We start from the raw sequence: 18343 nt of genomic DNA on the forward strand, positions 1-18343 counted from the left end.
TAACCAATGACTAACCCCACTAAGAATTCGTTTCGCACTGCCGTTGAGTCCGGTGAATTTTTGATTACTGCAGAAGTGGCACCCCCCAAGGGGGGTAACCCAGATCACATGGTCAAAATGGCTCAAACCCTCAAAGATAGAGTCCATGCTATCAATATCACTGATGGCTCTAGGGCAGTCATGCGGATGTCGTCCTGGGCAGCCTCGGTGATTTTACGCCAGCAGGGAATTGAACCAATTTGTCAGGTAGCTTGTCGCGATCGCAACCGCATCGCTTTGCAAGCTGACTTGATGGGTATTAACGCTTTAGGTATCGGTAATATTCTCGCCCTAACTGGTGATCCAGTCAAAGCAGGTGATCATCCTGATGCTAAAAGTGTATTTGATTTGGAATCAGTACGCCTATTGCAACTAATTACTAAGCTAAATCAAGGGGTTGATTTCAATGATAAGCCCCTTACTGATCAAGCAACTGATTTATTTACTGGTGCAGCAGTAGACCCCCAGCTCAAGAGTTGGTCAGGCTTACAAAGTCGGTTTGAAAAGAAACTGGAAGCGGGAGCAGAGTTTTTCCAAAGTCAGCTCATTTGCGATTTTGATCGGCTAGAGAAGTTTATGGATCAGATTGCTGCTGGTACTAATAAGCCGATTTTAGCAGGGATATTTTTGCTCAAATCCGCTAAAAATGCTAACTTTATTAATAAAAAAGTTCCAGGTGTTAATATCCCTGACGAAATTATTGATCGGCTAGCAGCAGCAGATAATCAGTTACAAGAAGGGATAAAAATTGCTGCTGAGCAAGTTAAGATCGCACAGCAACTGTGCCAGGGTGTTCACATGATGGCAGTGCGGCGAGAAGACTTGATTCCCCAGATTTTGGATTTAGCTGGCATTTCGCCATTGCAGAAATCCTCTGCTGTTAATGACTTAGTTTGTAAGTAAATTTCAGGTCAATTGTTATAGCGCTGCGACCAGGGAATAGGGAATCGGGAATCGGGAATCGGGAATCGGGAATCGGGAATCGGGTAAATATACCTTCTTCTTTGCCCACCCTCCCCAATCTCCCCACACTTCCCATACTTCCGAAGCTTCTCACACTCCTCCCTCTTCCCTGTTACCTTTTCTCCTTTTCATTCATACTAAGAATCACCGAACTAATGAGAGGGGATAGGGTGAAAAACGTTTGACTAATGTCTGTGAATGTTTCAATTAGTGAACGCCTCTGGAGGGATTGTAAAACATTGATTAGTTTTGAATCCGAGCTAATGGTAATCTCCTGGCGCAATTGTTCCCGGGAAACGGGTGTCGTACTTGTCCCTAGATACCTGATCACGTCTCTTTCGGACTGATCTAAGCGATTCAATTGTGCAATTAAAATTAACCTGATTGGCTCAGGAACAAAGACCTCATTCAAGCTTAAAAATTTCGAGACATTGCCATTAAAATATTTTTCAATTGTTGTCGCGACTAGATTTAAGGCTAAGGGATTGCCTCGATAACGGGTAATCAAGGTTTCCCATTCTTCTGTATTTCCAAACAAACCGTTATCTACTAAAATTTTCTCAGCTTCTTCTGTAGGTAAACCTTGCAGGGTTAATGAAGCAGTAGTGTTATTTTTTGGCTCCAGTAACTCTAGTTGTATAAATTTTTCCCAACTGATCAGCAGCAAAGCACTTTGGTGTTTTTCCTGTGCTACTCGTCTCAATAGCTGACCATAATCCTCATAGTTGGCTTGATAGTATCCAGCTAGAGCACCAGGACGTAGAATATTCTCTGCGTCATCCAGTACAATCAGACACCGATGCTCTTGTAAACATTTGATCAAGCTAGAAATAAGAGCGTTTATGTCTTCTGGTAAGTTGAATGATTGCTGGTGAGATAGGAATAGAATCAGCTCTACTAGCAGTTGCTTCAGGGGTGGATCATGGCGCAGATTACGCCAAATAATATATTCAAATTCTCCCTGAAGATTGTTTGCAAGTTTTACAGCCAGAGTGGTTTTACCAATCCCTGCTATACCCAGAATGGCTACTAGTGAGTATTGCTTTTTACTAATCCATTGCTGGAGTTGATTGAGTTCATTAGTGCGTCCATAGAAAGCCGAAATTTCTGGTGCTTCCCCCCAATCATGGTGGTAATGAGGCATTTTGTATCCTGCAACTTCTAGCCACTTAGGGACGTCTTTCCAGTTACTAAGGCTATTGGATTCTCGGTTAGTTAGTGCTTCGACATATCGATACAATCCCCTAGTCAGGGCAACAGCGATTGAGTTAGAGCTCCGATGGAGAGTCTCAGCTATTTTTTTTGGGGAGTAGCCACAAAGCAATCCTCTCAAGTACACTTTTTCCACTGATGTAAGTGTAGTTGTATTCTGGGTTTCCCTCTGTTTTTGCTCGCCTATATCTATATATAACTTGTCTAAATCCCAGAGCTTTACTGCTTCTAAAAACAGTTCATCTTCTGGATAAAACGCACCCTGCACCATTTGCTTGCCTTCCTTGATATAAAACTTGTAAACCCTTACAGACTGTGGCTGAAGCATCAACCTTCCAGTTGATCGTTGAGAGTAAACTGTTGACTGTTCACTGTCAATCACATTGCAACCAATCAGCCGATACAAAGTAAATGTGTATTACCTTAGACCTGGTTTGATGAGCACTATCGAAAACTTACAAGGGCTGTAAGTTGTATTAAAGACTCAACAGGGAATCCAGCAAATTCCATAATTTCTTTACAAAAGTTTACAACTAAGCCATCCAAGTAAGTATCAGGTCAAGCTCAGGAAATTATGCGGATTTTTACAAAAATTTACATCTGGAAGTCATGACTGAAGCAACGCTTGACAGCAAAGGGGATCAAAATCAGTGCTAACACTCAAGGCTAATCACTGGCTAATCCTGTTTAGTTGAGGTTTCACAAAAGCGATCGCTAATCTAATTGCAGTCGTTAAGCCAAGGGGTGATTGACATCGATGGTGTTCACAGATAGGTCTGCTCCCTAATGCTGTTAGGCAAAACGACAAAACCATTGCTGAGCTCAATCATCCCTTTCCTAGACTGCTGTTCATATCGAAAAAAAGAGTAAATTGACTATGGCTACGTTAGTAACTGAAGCTGAGAAGTTATCTAACTTAATTTCCAAATCAGAACTAGATTTCATCAAGTCACTACCAAAATCTATCCAGAATCAGGAAGTGTCTAGCCCCCAGTTACCTGATCCTTCTGCTACACCGACTCAGTTCAATTTGAAGCAGATACAAGATTTAGTTTCCGATAAGTCAGAGTTAGAAATATTATCGTCGAAAGGAATCTCAGGGCCTGTTAACGTGATTATCCGTACTGACGCTTCTGAATTTATCCCGGGTACTAACAACAACGATGTAATCCTGGCACTTGGCGGAAATGACGCCATTTTTGGAGGCGATGGTCACGATTGTGTGCTTGCCGGCCATGGTGACGACTTTGTGTCTGGCGGGTCAGGTAACGACTCTCTGTTTGGCATGTCTGGTAAAGACGTTTTGTCTGGCGGGTTAGGTGACGACTTTGTGTCTGGCGGGTCAGGTAACGACTCTCTGTTTGGCGAGTCAGGTAACGACTCTCTGTTTGGCGAGTCAGGTAACGACTCTCTGTTTGGCGGCTCAGGTAACGACTCTCTGTCTGGTGGCTCAGGTAATGACTTCCTCGTAGGTGTAGATCCCAACAGTAACAATCCAGGTATTAATGAAATTGATACCTTAATCGGAGGAGCTGGTGAAGATACATTGGTGGCTGGAGATAGCAACAATCCTTACTATGTCGGAGGAGGAGGAACTTATGGTCTCAATGACTACGCTCTAATTGGGCAGTTTGAATCTGGTACGGATACAATTCAACTCCACCAAGGCAGCAACTATATCTTTGGACAAAACTTTATCGCTATCACGCCAGGCTTGTCTCTTGATCAGGGAAGTATTGGTTCAGTGGAACAGATTGCTAACAATATTGCTGGAGGTATGAGCGTAGCGGATAGTTTGAAGCTTGTTCCCATGCGGGCTAATTTGAACATTGACATTATTGCTATAGTTCTTCCTGGCTATGACCGAACACAGGATCTAGAGTTTGTATAACGACTAGTACATCGTGGCGGAAACAACTGACTAGTTAAAATCTCTTTGATCTAGCGCGTCTTTCCCCTGTTCTTCCTCTCCTTTAAACTGAGATCTCGGAGCATTGTGATTAATCCTTTGGTGGGCAGTGCAAACCCAAGACTATGGCAGGCTTGGTGAATCGGTCTGCTGCACTGCCCACCCTACATCAACTACATCAACCTAAGTGGGACAGGGGATTGGGTGAATGCGATCGCGTAGCTTGACCTATGGTCAATCGCAAACGATAGTGGTTAGTGGTGAGTGGTTAGTCTTGAGTTGGAAAGTCGTGAGTAGGATAGAGGATTTAAAGACAACCTTTTACTATCTCTAATAAATTTTCTCTGATTTTGCTATCAGTATCAGCGCTAGAATCACTTAGTAAGTTTAACAAATTTTCCTTAACTTCCTCTTCTTCTGATTCCAGCTGTTTTTTACCTTCTAAGTCTTCTAAGTTTTGACGCCATTCTCTACGATTTCTAAATGATTGCTTGCTAGCCTGTTTGATAGTTTCGCTATAACCTTCTTCCGTGTCCAAATCAAACACAAACATAAAATAAGATATATCTTTCGACATAATCTTATTGGCTATTCCTAAGGCTGACTCATCTGGAGCAACTTGCCAGACCTGTTCAAATACTCTACACAACTCATAAGCCATCGAATTATTACTTTTTTTATAGGCTTCCTGTATTTCTTTGAGTTTTTCACTTTTGCTGACAGTTGTCATGTTGATAACCCCTTATTATTGTTTTGAGATGACACTACGTTAGTCCAGTCCCGGTGTATTATAAATCATCGGGGGCTCTGTGCCCAGGGTTGCCGCCGCACCTTGTAATCCCCGTGGAAACCCGATGAGCGACTGCATCCAGAGCTAAGCATACAGCTAGGTTGAAGTCTGGTGATAGCAATGAATCATACTAAATAATACCGTAAGGGCGTCTGATGAAAAGCTTTTAAAAAGCTCATTATCATCAGACGCCCTTATTTTTCCCAGGATTTATCCAGGGGATAGTTCAACCTTATTCTGGAAAATTTCCATTCAAGAGGTCTAAGTTGCTAGGATCAGCAGCCAAATCACTCCCCTCATCTAAGTTGTAAGCACGGGCCGTATTATCATCAAGAAGGTTGTTTTGGGGTAATTCAGGACTATCGGTGGGTTCACCATAGCCATAGACCATGCTATTCCCATGGTCGAATTCTGGTTCTGGACTACCAAGATTGCTCTCTTGGTAAGCATTAAAGCCAGTCCCTGCGGGAATCAGACGTCCAATGATGACATTCTCCTTCAGACCCCTGAGCCAGTCAGATTTCCCTTCGATTGCTGCTTCTGTCAGCACACGAGTAGTTTCTTGGAAGCTAGCAGCAGAGATAAATGAATCTGTATTCAGGGATGCTTTGGTAATTCCCAGTAGTACCGGTGTATACTGAGCTGGCGCACCACCAGTGATGGCCATGGCATCATTCACTGTCTCAATCTGCCGCAACTCCACAAGTTCTCCTGGTAACATAGTGGTATCACCACCATCGTCTACCCTCACTTTAGAGGTCATCTGACGAACAATCACCTCAATATGCTTATCAGCAATATCAATTCCTTGAGACTGATAAACCGACTGCACTTCATTGACCAAAAATGCTTGTGCCTGTTGCAATCCCTTTAAAGCCGCTTCGTAGACACCTCTCTTTTCGAGACAGTAGTTGAAGAAAATCTCTAAAATTTCATGGGGATTGGCTGGGCCATCGGTGATGGGTTCAGCAGTACCGACTTGCTGACCATCGGAAACAATAGCATTTTGCCCAGGGGAAATCGGGTAATCGGTCACGACTCCGTCTGACTCAATTACCTTGATATCAACGGTTTCGCCTTCTTCATAAATCACCTGGGCTTCTCCAGGACGTCTGGCCAAGATACAGGCTTCTTTGGGTTTGCGAGCTTCTAGTAGTTCTTCAATCCTGGGCAAACCTTGGATAATATCCCCTGTCTTGGCTCGTTCAAACACCAGTAGTACCAGGTTATCACCCCGCTGCACCAAGTCTCCCTTGTCAATTTGCAAAATTGCCCCGGCAGAAACTCGGTATGGACGAGCCAGTCGCAGGATAACGGCATCATCCTTTACCTGAACCACCTGACCTGATTCTCCAGCAGGTTTCCCTTCAGCGAGGGTCTTGGTACCAACGACCAAATCCCCTACTTTGACTGTGGCAGGAGAGGTAATCGGGATTGTCACTCGGTCAGCATCCCTGACCACCAGTACTCGGCGAATGGCTTCCAATCCTTCTTGAATCCCCCGGATTTCACCAGCTTCCTTGCACTGAATTTCTGTTCGAGCCACTACCGCACCTGGAGGAATTTCATCCCCATCTTGGACTAAAATCCGGGTTTTGGTATTGCCCCCTAACGGATCTGCATTGGTATCCCGGCGCACCACTAAAGACTCCAGGATTACCAGTTGTAATCGCATATCCTCAGAGGCTTCATCTTCCTCAGTACCGACTAACTCAATGTCAGCACTGAGCTGGGATGAACTAGAATGGTCACTGCTAGCATCGGGGCTGCTCATTTCCAATACTAGCTGGGTGCGGAGTAATTCCACCCCATCTACAGACTTGACCCGCTCTCCATCTTTATAGGGAATGCGTTGGAGGGCTCGCAATTCAATCTGGGTTCCTTGGGTAGCTTGGTTGGAATGGTCTTGGGTATTAATGGACGCCTGAGAGGGAACCGCTGGTTCATCTGGTACAGCAAACTCAGTCACTGGCCGCAGCAGCAGTCCCATACCATCAGGTGTGTCAACTGCTTCTCCATAACACAGGTTTTCTACCGTTATCCCTGGCAAATCTTCCGAGCCGGGATAGATCAGCTGACCCTCTCTAGTAATGGTTTCTGGTAGGTTCTCCACCAGATGAAATTCCCCAGGCTTAACCACAATTTCCCGGAGGATGTCATTTTTTTGGACAACTTCCACTACACCTGACGACTGACAGAAGATATCCTTAACCACTTCTGTGCCTGCTTCCACGTATTGACCGTCTTCCACAAGCAGCAGGGAAATATCTTTGTTGACCTCATGGCATTCTTCCGGAATCCACAGTAAGGTACCCCCTTTGGTAACTTCGTAACCTTGCTTGGCTTTACCCCGTTTAGCCACCTCTACACCAGCATATTTAATAATGCCACCGGTTTTAGTGTAGTATTGGTCATCAATCAGTTCCGCCACTACCTGGTGGTTCACTACCTTTGTGCCAGGGGTTGCCTTCAGGGAAAAGTGCTGATTATTGGCAGTGTGAATCACATATTGTTCCCGACCCCCCGTGCTTTCCATTCTCACCTGTGATTGATCCAAGCGGACGGAAGCGGTGATAATGTCAATTTCTCTTTTGCCTGGGGTCAGTCGCACCACACCACCGTTGAGTGTGACTAATTTAGTTTCCGCCAGCACTGTGCCAATCTCTACAGCATCCCCATTTTTCACCACCGGTTCGGCACCAGGGGGTAGGTTATAGACGTCCCCAGATAAAATCCAGAGCAAACCGCTGCGTTGGGCAATCCGAGTTGTATTACCCTGTCGATCTGTTTTTTCCTCAGGGACTAAGTCCGCAAATAGCACTTCCCCGGCTAAGTCCGATGCCACATCCTTAGCCGCTTTTTCTGTGGAAGGACGGCTTTTACTCAGGGCTACTTCTGCTAAGAGATCACCTTTGCTGACTGTTTGCCCATCACTGACTAAGACCAAGGAGCCCGCTGTTAAAGGAAAGGTTTTGGCAGAGCCATTAGTTGGTTGCAAAATCAGATCGCCAGCTACTTCCACTTGTTGACGATCGTCACCATGGCGAGTCCTAACTTGGCGGGTACGTAGGCTTTTGCCAAAGTTTACTACACCCTTAACGGGAGCAGAGAGCTGGCGTGCCACTTCCCCGGTAAACACACCCCCTGTGTGGAAGGTCCGCATAGTCAACTGAGTTCCTGGTTCCCCAATAGACTGGGCAGCAATAATCCCCACCGCTTCGCCCAAATCCACCATGTGCCCATGAGCTAAGCTCCAACCATAGCATCTCTGGCAAACTGACCGCTGGGCTTCACAGGTTAAAGGCGATCGCACCATTACCTCTTTAATACCAGACGATTCAATCTCTTTGGCTAGTTCATCAGATACATCTTGGTTTTTTTTAGCAATTACTTTCCCGGTTTTTGGATGAACCAATTCCTCTGCTACAATTCGGCCTAAGAGCTTATCCGCTAGGGAAATTAAAACGCGATCGCCATCGGTCATCGGTGCGATTTTGATGCCCCGACTTGTGCCACAATCAAGGTCTCGTACAATCACGTCCTGGGAAACATCAACCAGACGACGGGTGAGGTAACCAGAGTCAGCTGTTCTCAGGGCAGTATCCACCAAGCCTTTGCGGGCTCCGTAGGATGAGATAATGTATTCCGTTACTGTTAAGCCTTCCCTGAAGTTAGTCTTAATCGGTAGGTCAATAATTTCACCTTGGGGATTAGCCATCAGACCCCGCATACCTACCAATTGCCGCACCTGAGACAAGTTACCCCGTGCTCCGGAAAAAGCCATCATGTACACTGAATTGAGGGGGTTTGTGTCTTTGAAGTTACGAACCACCTCATCTTTGAGAGCCTCAGAGGTTCCGTTCCAGGTATCAATAACTTTTTGAAACCGTTCAACTTCAGTAATTTCACCCCTAGTGAACCTGCCTTCTGTAGCACGAATCATAGCTTCCGCCTCATCTAACATCTGGCGTTTAGCTGGTGGCACTTGCAGGTCATCTACACTGATAGAAACCCCCGCCTGGGTAGCATAGCGAAACCCCAGATCTTTGAGTTTGTCTGCCATTTGGGCTGTCCGGGCACTGCCATATTTGGTATAGGCCCAAGAGATCAGCTTTTTTAACCGGCCTTTATCAACAATCCGGTTATAAAAAATCAAGTCTTTTTGAGCTTTTTTATCTGCCATGATGCTTTTGAAGGGGATGACTAATTAAAAATTTAGAATTAAGAATTTAGAATCAATAATTTAGAATCAATAATTTAGAATTTAGAATTTAGAATTTAGAATTTAGAATTAAGAATTTAGAATTAATAATGCCACCTTCGGGCATTCTAAATTTTAAATCCTCAATTATATTAAATTTACTCATTCTAAATTCTAAATTCACCCATTCTAAATTCACCCATTCTAAATTCTTAATGCTTACCTTTTACCTAGCCCCATAGGGCTTCTTGAATAGTTTTGTTGTAGATGATCCGACCTGCGGTAGTGCGGATGTACTGGGAAATAAGTTCACCATCGGCTGTTTCCCTCACTCGCCGGTTTTTGTAGACTTTGCTCACCATACCATCCGGTGAAGATTCTTCAGAAATGATCCCCGTGTCTGGTTCATCTGTGTCAACTATTCCGTCATAGCGAACCCAAATATAGGCATGGAGGTGTACTTGCTTTTGTTCGTAGGCTTTGATTGCATCATCAAGGTTAGCAAAGTAACGACCTGCTCCCTTGGTGGCATTTGGATTTTTGGCGGTTAGATAATAGCATCCCAAGACCATATCTTGACTCGGTGCTATAATTGGGCGACCTGTTGCTGGTGAGAGAATATTGTTTGATGCCAGCATTAACAACCTAGCCTCTGCTTGGGATTCTAGGGATAGCGGCACATGTACTGCCATCTGGTCGCCATCAAAGTCGGCATTAAAGGCTGGACAGACTAAGGGGTGCAGTTGAATGGCACGACCTTCTACCAAAATGGGTTCAAAGGCTTGAATTCCTAGTCGGTGTAGAGTTGGGGCTCGATTTAGCATCACCGGGTGACCTGCAATCACTTCTTCGAGTACGTCCCACACAGTGGGATCTCCCCGTTGAATCAATTTTTTAGCTGCTTTTATGTTATTCACCAAACCCTGACGAATCAGGCGGTGAATCACAAAAGGTTGAAACAGCTCAATCGCCATCTCTCTGGGCAAACCACACTGGTGGATATGCAGCTTTGGGCCTACTACAATCACTGACCGTCCGGAGTAATCCACCCGTTTTCCTAGCAGGTTTTGCCGGAAGCGACCCTGTTTACCTTCGATAATGTCAGAGAGAGACTTCAGGGGTCGATTGTTTGCCCCTACCACTGTCCGTCCTCGCCTGCCATTGTCAATCAGGGCATCCACAGCTTCCTGAAGCATCCGCTTTTCATTGCGGACTATGATTTCCGGTGCCAGAATTTCCTGCAACCGGGCTAGTCGATTGTTGCGGTTGATGACTCGTCGATAGAGGTCATTTAAGTCAGAGGTAGCAAAGCGACCCCCATCTAGTTGCACCATCGGTCGCAGGTCGGGGGGAATGACAGGGATGACACTCAGCACCATCCAATCTGGCTGAGCCCCGGTGCCAATAAAGTTGTCAATCACTCGCAAGCGTTTGATGAGCTTAGCTCGCTTTTGACCTTTAGAAGCGGCAATTTCTTCTCGCAGCTTTTCTGCGATCGCGTCTAAATCCAAATCCTGTAGAAGTCGTTGCAGAGCCTCAGCCCCAATCCCCACGTCTACCCCAGATAGATCTGAGTCTTCGCTATAGAGCTGCTCCTCAATTTCCAGCCATTGGTCTTCCGTGAGCAGCTGTTTATAGCTGAGGTTTTCCGCATTACCTGGGTTTAGTACTACGTAGGCGTTGAAGTAGACAATCTGTTCTACATCCCGCAGGGGCATATCAAGCAAAATACTGAGGTAGCTAGGAATCCCTTTGAGATACCAGACGTGAGCCACGGGTGCGGCTAGTTTAATGTATCCCATACGGTGACGCCTTACCCGGGACTCGGTCACTTCCACACCACAGCGTTCACAGACAATACCTCGGTGGCGCACCCGCTTGTACTTACCACAATGGCATTCCCAGTCTTTAGCTGGACCAAAGATCCGCTCACAGAACAGCCCATCCATCTCTGGTTTGAGGGTGCGATAGTTAATGGTTTCTGGCTTAGTCACTTCACCGACCATTTGACCGTTGGGAAGAGTCCTTTCTCCCCATTGACGAATTCTCTCAGGAGAGGCAATACCTATTTTTACGTAGTCAAACCGCTGTTCTATTTGGCTTCTCATAATTTTGTCATTTCCCTATTCACAGACACTCCTATAGAGCCACCTTTTAGGCTTCCTCTTCTTCCACCAACTCTTCTTGGTTCAGGGATTCATAGGTTGGTGAGCGTGGTGTTCGATGGCGTTCTGAATCGGTCATTAAATCAACTTCCATATCATTGCTACTACCGTCTTCTGTGGTTTCGACTTTGTGAACAGCTATGTCGAGTCCTAACGATTGGAGTTCTCGCATCAGTACCTTGAAGGATTCGGGAGTACCAGGTCGGGGAATGGCTTTTCCTTTCACAATGGCATTGAGAGCTTCGTTGCGGCCTTGCATGTCGTCTGATTTGACAGTGAGCAATTCTTGGAGGGTGTAAGATGCTCCAAATGCTTCTAATGCCCAGACTTCCATTTCCCCAAAGCGCTGACCACCTTGTTGGGCTTTACCTCCCAAGGGTTGCTGGGTGACTAGGGAGTACGGTCCGGTGGAGCGAGCGTGAATTTTATCATCTACCAAGTGGACGAGCTTCAGCATATAGGCTTGTCCCACCGTAACTGGTTGGTCAAAGGCTTCTCCGGTACGACCATCGTATACAGTAATTTTTCCGGCATGGTCCGGATTAAATACCCACTCTTTATCAGGTTGCTCACTAGCTTCTTTAAGCTTGTTATGGACGGTGAGGCGGGATGCTTCTGCGCCGTACATTTCGTCGAAGGGAGTAAGCTTAAATCGGACATTTAGGTTTTCCCCAGCCCATCCTAATAGACATTCAAATACCTGACCCACATTCATGCGACTGGGTACTCCCAGGGGGTTAAGTACAATATCTACAGGTGTACCATCCGGCAGGTAGGGCATATCTTCGATGGGCAAAATCCGGGAAATAATTCCCTTATTACCGTGACGACCTGCCATTTTGTCACCAACCTGGATTTTACGCTTCTGAGCCACATATACACGCACTACCATGTTGGCTCCCGGTGGCAGTTCGTCTCCTTGCTCTCTGGTAAATACCCGCACATCTACCACACGGCCTTTTTCACCATTGGGCACTCGCAGAGAATTGTCCCGTACATCCCTAGCTTTTTCCCCAAATATAGCTCGCAACAGTTTTTCTTCTGGTGGCTGGTCTGATTCCCCCTTAGGAGTAACTTTCCCCACTAATATATCCCCAGCTTCTACCCAGGCTCCAATCCGAATGATCCCGGTTTCATCTAACTGTCGCAGGGCATCTTCCCCCACATTGGGAATTTCTCGGGTGATTTCCTCCGGACCCAGTTTAGTCTGTCGCGCTTCTATTTCATACTTTTCAACGTGAATACTGGTGTAGACATCATCGTAAACTAGCCGTTCACTAACCAGGATGGCATCTTCGTAGTTATAGCCTTCCCAAGGCATATAAGCGACTAGAATATTTTGTCCCAGAGCGATTTCACCGCCTTCTGTAGCCGAGCCATCTGCCAGTACCTGACCGGCCACAACTTCATCTCCTACATACACCAAGGGTCGTTGATTCAAGCAGGTATCTTGGTTAGAGCGCTGGTACTTTTGGAGGGAGTATTCAATAATTGCTGGGGTTTCTTTTGGTTGGACAGGGCGAGGGTATTCTAACTCATTCTCATTGCCCTTTTCCCCTGGCAGGGCTGGGGTATCTGTGCTGGTGGTTTGATAAGGCTGTAACCGAATTGTGTTGGCATCGACATATACTACCTCACCATCACTGGCAGCCACCACGACCATACCCGAGTCCCGAGCCGCCTGGGCTTCCAATCCTGTTCCCACTAAGGGGCGCTCAGGTCGAAGCAATGGCACAGCTTGCCGCTGCATATTTGAGCCCATCAGAGCTCGGTTGGCATCATCATGTTCTAAGAAGGGAATTAGAGAGGTGGCAACGGAAATAATTTGCACTGGTGATACCGCCACATAGTCCACTTGGTCAGGGGTGGTGGTGGTGAATTCTTGTCGATATCGGACTGGTACAGACTCTCCCAGGATATAACCTTCCTCATCTAAGGCAATATCCCCTGGTGCTACCCTCAGGTCATCTTCTTCATCTGCGGTCATGTACAAGGGCGGTCGGTCTTTTAGGACTCGCCCATTTTCTACTGGGTAAGAAGGAGTTTCAATGAAACCATAATTATTCACCCGAGCGTGGGTTGCCAAGGAGCCAATGAGTCCTGCATTGGGACCTTCTGGAGTTTCAATGGGGCAAATTCTGCCATAGTGAGATGGATGAATATCCCGCACTGCAAAACCTGCCCGTTCACGAGTTAACCCCCCAGGACCTAGGGCAGACAGACGCCGTTTATGGGTCAATTCAGCTAATGGATTGGTCTGATCCATAAACTGGGAAAGCTGAGAGGACCCAAAAAATTCCTTAATCGCTGCTACTAGGGGTTTGGGGTTTACCAATGAGGCTGGGGTAAGGGTATCGGATTCTGAAACGGTCATCCGTTCCCGAATAATCCGCTCTAGGCGATTTAGTCCCACCCGCACTTGGTTTTGCAACAGTTCACCAACAGAGCGCACTCGGCGATTTCCTAGGTGGTCAATATCGTCTGTGCTACCAATGTCAAATTCCAGGTTGATTAGGTAATCTATTGCCCCGAGTATGTCTTGGGGGGTCAATACCCTTACGGTGTCAGGAATATTTAGTCGTAGTTTTTTATTGATTTTGTAGCGACCGACCCGACCTAGGTCATAACGCTTCTGGTCAAAGAAACGGGATTCCAATAACTGCTGACCACCACTAACAGTGGGAGGTTCCCCAGGACGCAGCTTGCGGTACAGCTCAAGCAGGGCTTCTTCTTCACTGGGGTTCCCTTCTTTGTCAAGGGTTTTTTGATAGTAGTCTGGGTGGCGCATAGCATCTATAATTTCACTATCACCAAGCCCCAAGGCTTTTAAAAGCACCTGTGCAGACAGTTTACGGGTTTTGTCGATGCGCACCCAAACTAAGTTATTTTTATCGGTTTCAAACTTCAACCAAGCACCCCGGTTAGGAATCAAGGATGCTGAGTAGGTACGACGTCCGTTTTTATCCGTTTCAGACTTGTAGTAAACTCCGGGAGAGCGAACAATTTGGTTAACAATGACTCGCTCAGCACCGTTAATGATAAATGTGCCTCGGTCTGTCATCAGAGGCAAATCACCGATGAAGACTTCTTGTTCTTTGATCTCGCCGGTTTCTTTATTAATCAGGCGGGTATGAACGTACATTTGTACGGCATAGGTACTGTCTCGCCGCTTCGCTTCATCCACATCATATTTAGGAGACTTAAGCCTGTAGTTTTGACCCAAGAAGTGCAGCTCCATTTTGCCAGTGTAGTCGGTAATCGGCGAGAAGCTATTGAGTTCTTCAATTAGCCCCTCCTCCAAGAACCAGCGAAAGCTAGCACGCTGAATTTCCACTAAGTCTGGCAACATATAGGTGGCTGTTGTGTAAGTCTGATTAGTCATGGGGTCTGTTCTTCACTCTTTTTAAGTCAGCGCCGATTTTGATTCCCTTCCCAAGGCAGTACTTGTACTTGAGCAGTTGCTTAAAACTTGGGTTCGATCTAATAGATACTAGATAAACTGTTAGAATTTACACTCCCACAGATAAGGTAAAGGTTGAATTATTTAGCTGAACACCACCGGACCTCAGTTTTAGATGTTCATAGCTTTGAATCAAATGGCTTAGAGTGCCTTCAATCTTCCACTTCTCGCGCATCCATCCGTGGTGATTTCAACCATGTCTCTTACTAGATTGACAGAAACTCAGGCATCAGGAAAACAACCAAAACACTCTATTGGACTATACTGGACTTGGACTACTTGCTGCTGGTGCTAGTTGTGGTTTTTACACTTGTCACCGTCGATATGCCCTGCTATACACATGGGATGTGCTTAGGGTGTGCTTAGCTGGAGACTAAAACCGTTGTGGGGCTTGTCGTTGGGTTAGTTTTATTCAGACTAACCAGGGTAGCATTTTATCTTTGTTTTGTCAACCCTCCTTTGGTAACCCTCTCCCAAAAGTACTATTCAAAGAGTTTGATTATTTCCTGTTATTTGCTCTTATAGGTGTTCCCATAGATGTTCACAGCCAGCGGCGGAGTCTCCCCATAATTCTATTTCTACTGAACCCTAGCAGAGTAGGGGAGTTGAAATTATCAAGAACCCACCTAATGGTTTTACCCTTTCAGGTCTGGTTGAGATTTACCCAATCCCTATTTTGCCCTTGAGTTGCTGTTGATAGGCGTATACCAAAAAGCTGACAAGCATTTTGGGTGGTAAGAGCCGCCAACTCTTCTAGAGATATCCCTCGTAATCCGGCAATGCACTCGGCTACATAGCGGACATAGGCTGGTTCATTTCGTTTGCCTCGCTTGGGGACTGGTGCAAGGAACGGACAATCTGTTTCGATGAGTAAGCGATCGCTAGGTACCATGGTGGCTGATTCTTTCACCTGAGTGGCATTTTTAAAGGTCACAATGCCACTGAAGCTAATGTAAAACCCCAAATCCAAAAACCACTGTGTCTGTTGAGGATTACCTCCCCAACAGTGCATCACACCTCTTATTGATCCGGTACTTTCCCAAAATTCTTGCAGTATGCCCCTCATTTCTGCAGCAGCGTCACGGCAGTGGATAATCAGTGGCAACCGGAGTTGCTGGGCAATCCCTAGTTGGGCTTTGAACACTTCTATTTGGTGCTGTTGGTTCTTGGCTTTATAGAAATCCAAACCCGTTTCTCCGATAGCTACAACCCTAGCATCAGAGCGGGCTAGGGTCAAAATCTGATTTTCCGTTTCGGAAGTCCATTTTTCGGTATCTAAGGGGTGTAAGCCTACCGCAAAGGAGAGTTCGGGAAATCGCTCGGCTAGAGTTTGGATGCCTGTAAACTCAGACGGTTCTACGCAAGAGTGAACTAGACGAACCACACCAGCTTCTAGCCATCGCTGCCGTAATTGCTCTAACTCCGACTCAAAGACATCGAAGTTGATATGGACGTGGGTATCAATCAACTGCATCAATACAGTTTTTAATCTATTTATCTATTTTCAGTTTAATTAACAGAGGTTTTTGCGCTTATTACTAATAATTGCAGCACAAAGCGCTCCGCCAGCTTAGTGAGGCAATCTGATCATACAGCAGGTGACTCGGTCACACTAGGGTTAAGTTTAACCTCTATAGCTTTGAGCTTTTTGGCAAGATTTGCTTTTTTCCGAGCGCCATTATTACGATGAAGTACCTTACGCTTGACAGCCTTGTCAATTTTGCTGTATGCTTCTGACATTCGGCGTTTTACTTCTTCCAAGCCCTCTGGACTTGGTTGGCGTTCGTACTCTTCTAAGGCAGCACAGTAGTTCTTGGTCAGCGTTTTCACCGCTGATTTGTAGGCCTTGTTCCGAACTCGGTTCCGTTCGGCTATATTTATGCGTTTGAGGGCAGACTTGTTATTAGCCACAGCAGTGTTTACTTAACTTAATTTAGTTTAGGAGTTACGTCCAGTAGAAAATGGTATGATACCAGAAATAATATCATACCACATATCATACTAAACTAGTATCAACTAGTATCAACAAGCATAGCGTAACCCAAGCATCACCCTCTTTAAGCTATATTCTTAAAGTAAGTCCAGGAAACATAGACACCTTTGATCAGGATAAGTGTGTAAACCTGGTCTAGGACGAGCAACACTAGCGTGATGGGCACTCCGACTCCATGCTGCGAATCATAACTGAGCAGGCTGAGGCACAAACTGAACTGCGACGTATCCGCGATCGCACGGCTTCTGACCAAATGCTGAACAAAGAGGCAACTGTAAGGGAAGTTTTACAGGCAGTGAAGCGCCAAGGAGATGTAGCGCTCCTGCACTACACTGAGGAATTTGATCAGCTGAAATTGAGTCGAGAACAACTGCGAGTCAGTGGTTCGGAACTAGATGCGGCTTACCAACAGGTCTCCAAGGAATTACTGGATGCGATTCAATTAGCCGCCAGACAAATCGAGGCATTTCATCGACAACGAGTTCCCAAATCCTGGGTGCAATTTGGTGAAGATGATGTGGTTTTAGGGAAGCGCTACACTCCTGTAGATAAGGCTGGACTATATGTTCCTGGAGGTAGGGCGTCCTATCCCAGTACTGTGTTAATGAATGCTATTCCAGCCAAGGTAGCTCAGGTGAAAAAAATTGTAATGGTCACCCCACCAAGACCTGATCAAAGCATTAATCCGGCTGTGCTTGTGGCTGCTCAGGAAGCTGGTATTGATGAGATTTACCGGGTAGGTGGTGCCCAAGCAATTGCAGCCTTAGCCTTTGGGACCGAAACCATTCCCAATGTCGATGTCATTAGCGGTCCGGGGAACATTTACGTAACCCTGGCTAAGAAACTGGTTTACGGTATTGTAGGGATTGACTCCCTGGCTGGTCCTTCTGAGGTATTAATTATTGCGGATGAGGCAGCTCATCCAGTTCATGTGGCTGTCGATCTATTGGCTCAGGCAGAACATGACCCAATGGCAGCAGCCATTCTCCTGACCAATAATGCTCAATTAGCCAAACAAGTGCAGGGGCAAGTCCAGCAGCAACTAAAAGACCATCCACGACGCCTGTTGACAGAAAAAGCGATCGCTCACTACGGTCTAATTGTTGTTGTTGATTCTTTGGAAGCGGCAGCACAACTGTCTGATGAGTTTGCTCCAGAGCACTTAGAACTAGAAATTACCCAACCTTGGGACTTACTAGACTATATCCACCACGCTGGGGCAATTTTCTTGGGTAACTCAACCCCTGAAGCAGTAGGTGATTACTTAGCTGGACCAAATCACACCCTACCCACTTCAGGTGCTGCTCGTTATGCTTCTGCCTTAGGTGTGGAAACCTTTATGAAGCACTCCAGTTTGATTCAGTATTCCGACCGAGCCCTCCATAAAGTGGCTGGTGCTATTGAGACTCTTGCTGAAGCAGAAGGTCTACCATCTCACGCTGACTCTGTGCGCTTACGAACTCAGCTTAATGCTGGGGGGTCAAAGGGAGTAGAACAATAATATAACAATCATCTAGTTAAAGCTCTGTCAGTAGTCAGGTAGTTACTGATTGCCCAGAATTGAGAATTGAGAATTGAGAATTGAGAATTGAGAATTGAGAATTGAGAATT

Annotated in this window: 11 protein-coding genes; 3 read left to right on the forward strand and 8 right to left on the reverse strand. The window is 45.9% G+C overall.

The window, feature by feature from the left end; translation table 11 throughout:
• Window positions 1-6 precede the first annotated feature (6 nt).
• Window positions 7-942 carry a methylenetetrahydrofolate reductase gene (locus AC4II3_RS10770; protein ID WP_488008420.1) on the forward strand — a complete coding sequence of 312 codons (936 nt, stop codon included), beginning with the start codon at window positions 7-9 and terminating at the stop codon, window positions 940-942.
• On the opposite strand, the gene AC4II3_RS10775 is transcribed toward AC4II3_RS10770, so the two are convergent.
• Both AC4II3_RS10775 and AC4II3_RS10780 read right to left on the reverse strand, forming a co-directional pair.
• Window positions 920-1096 carry a hypothetical protein gene (locus AC4II3_RS10775; protein WP_488008418.1) on the reverse strand — a complete coding sequence of 59 codons (177 nt, stop codon included), beginning with the start codon at window positions 1094-1096 and terminating at the stop codon, window positions 920-922. The genes AC4II3_RS10770 and AC4II3_RS10775 overlap by 23 nt on opposite strands.
• Before the next feature lie 18 nt (window positions 1097-1114).
• Window positions 1115-2542, reverse strand: coding sequence for an NB-ARC domain-containing protein (locus AC4II3_RS10780; RefSeq protein ID WP_488008416.1), 1428 nt, complete (start codon window positions 2540-2542; stop codon window positions 1115-1117).
• Window positions 2543-3091: 549 nt separating this feature from the next.
• Here AC4II3_RS10780 and AC4II3_RS10785 point away from each other — a divergent pair.
• Window positions 3092-4105 carry a calcium-binding protein gene (locus AC4II3_RS10785; protein WP_488008414.1) on the forward strand — a complete coding sequence of 338 codons (1014 nt, stop codon included), beginning with the start codon at window positions 3092-3094 and terminating at the stop codon, window positions 4103-4105.
• A gap of 325 nt (window positions 4106-4430) precedes the next feature.
• On the opposite strand, the gene AC4II3_RS10790 is transcribed toward AC4II3_RS10785, so the two are convergent.
• From AC4II3_RS10790 to rpsT, 6 genes are all read right to left on the reverse strand, one after another.
• Window positions 4431-4853 (reverse strand): hypothetical protein, encoded by a 423-nt coding sequence (locus AC4II3_RS10790; RefSeq protein ID WP_488008412.1) that lies wholly within the window; start codon window positions 4851-4853, stop codon window positions 4431-4433.
• 292 nt (window positions 4854-5145) lie between these two features.
• A complete protein-coding gene (locus tag AC4II3_RS10795; RefSeq protein ID WP_488008410.1) occupies window positions 5146-9096 on the reverse strand; it encodes a DNA-directed RNA polymerase subunit beta' in 3951 nt (1316 codons plus the stop codon).
• Between the two features lie 248 nt (window positions 9097-9344).
• Window positions 9345-11222: a DNA-directed RNA polymerase subunit gamma gene (locus AC4II3_RS10800; protein ID WP_488008408.1), complete on the reverse strand. Its 1878-nt coding sequence runs from the start codon at window positions 11220-11222 to the stop codon at window positions 9345-9347.
• Window positions 11223-11268: 46 nt separating this feature from the next.
• The gene (gene rpoB, locus AC4II3_RS10805) at window positions 11269-14661 is read right to left on the reverse strand and encodes a DNA-directed RNA polymerase subunit beta (RefSeq protein ID WP_488008406.1); all 3393 of its coding nucleotides are present in this window, start codon (window positions 14659-14661) and stop codon (window positions 11269-11271) included.
• A 721-nt stretch (window positions 14662-15382) separates the two neighbouring features.
• Window positions 15383-16213: a TatD family hydrolase gene (locus AC4II3_RS10810; RefSeq protein ID WP_488008404.1), complete on the reverse strand. Its 831-nt coding sequence runs from the start codon at window positions 16211-16213 to the stop codon at window positions 15383-15385.
• Window positions 16214-16326: 113 nt separating this feature from the next.
• Complete coding sequence (gene rpsT / locus AC4II3_RS10815) at window positions 16327-16650, reverse strand: 30S ribosomal protein S20 (RefSeq protein ID WP_488008402.1); 324 nt, start codon at window positions 16648-16650, stop codon at window positions 16327-16329.
• A 257-nt stretch (window positions 16651-16907) separates the two neighbouring features.
• Between rpsT and hisD the strand changes: the two genes are divergently transcribed.
• On the forward strand, window positions 16908-18233 hold the full coding sequence (gene hisD, locus AC4II3_RS10820) for a histidinol dehydrogenase (protein ID WP_488008400.1): 1326 nt from the start codon (window positions 16908-16910) through the stop codon (window positions 18231-18233).
• Window positions 18234-18343: the final 110 nt, after the last annotated feature.

The sequence above is a fragment of the Moorena sp. genome (assembly GCF_982860115.1).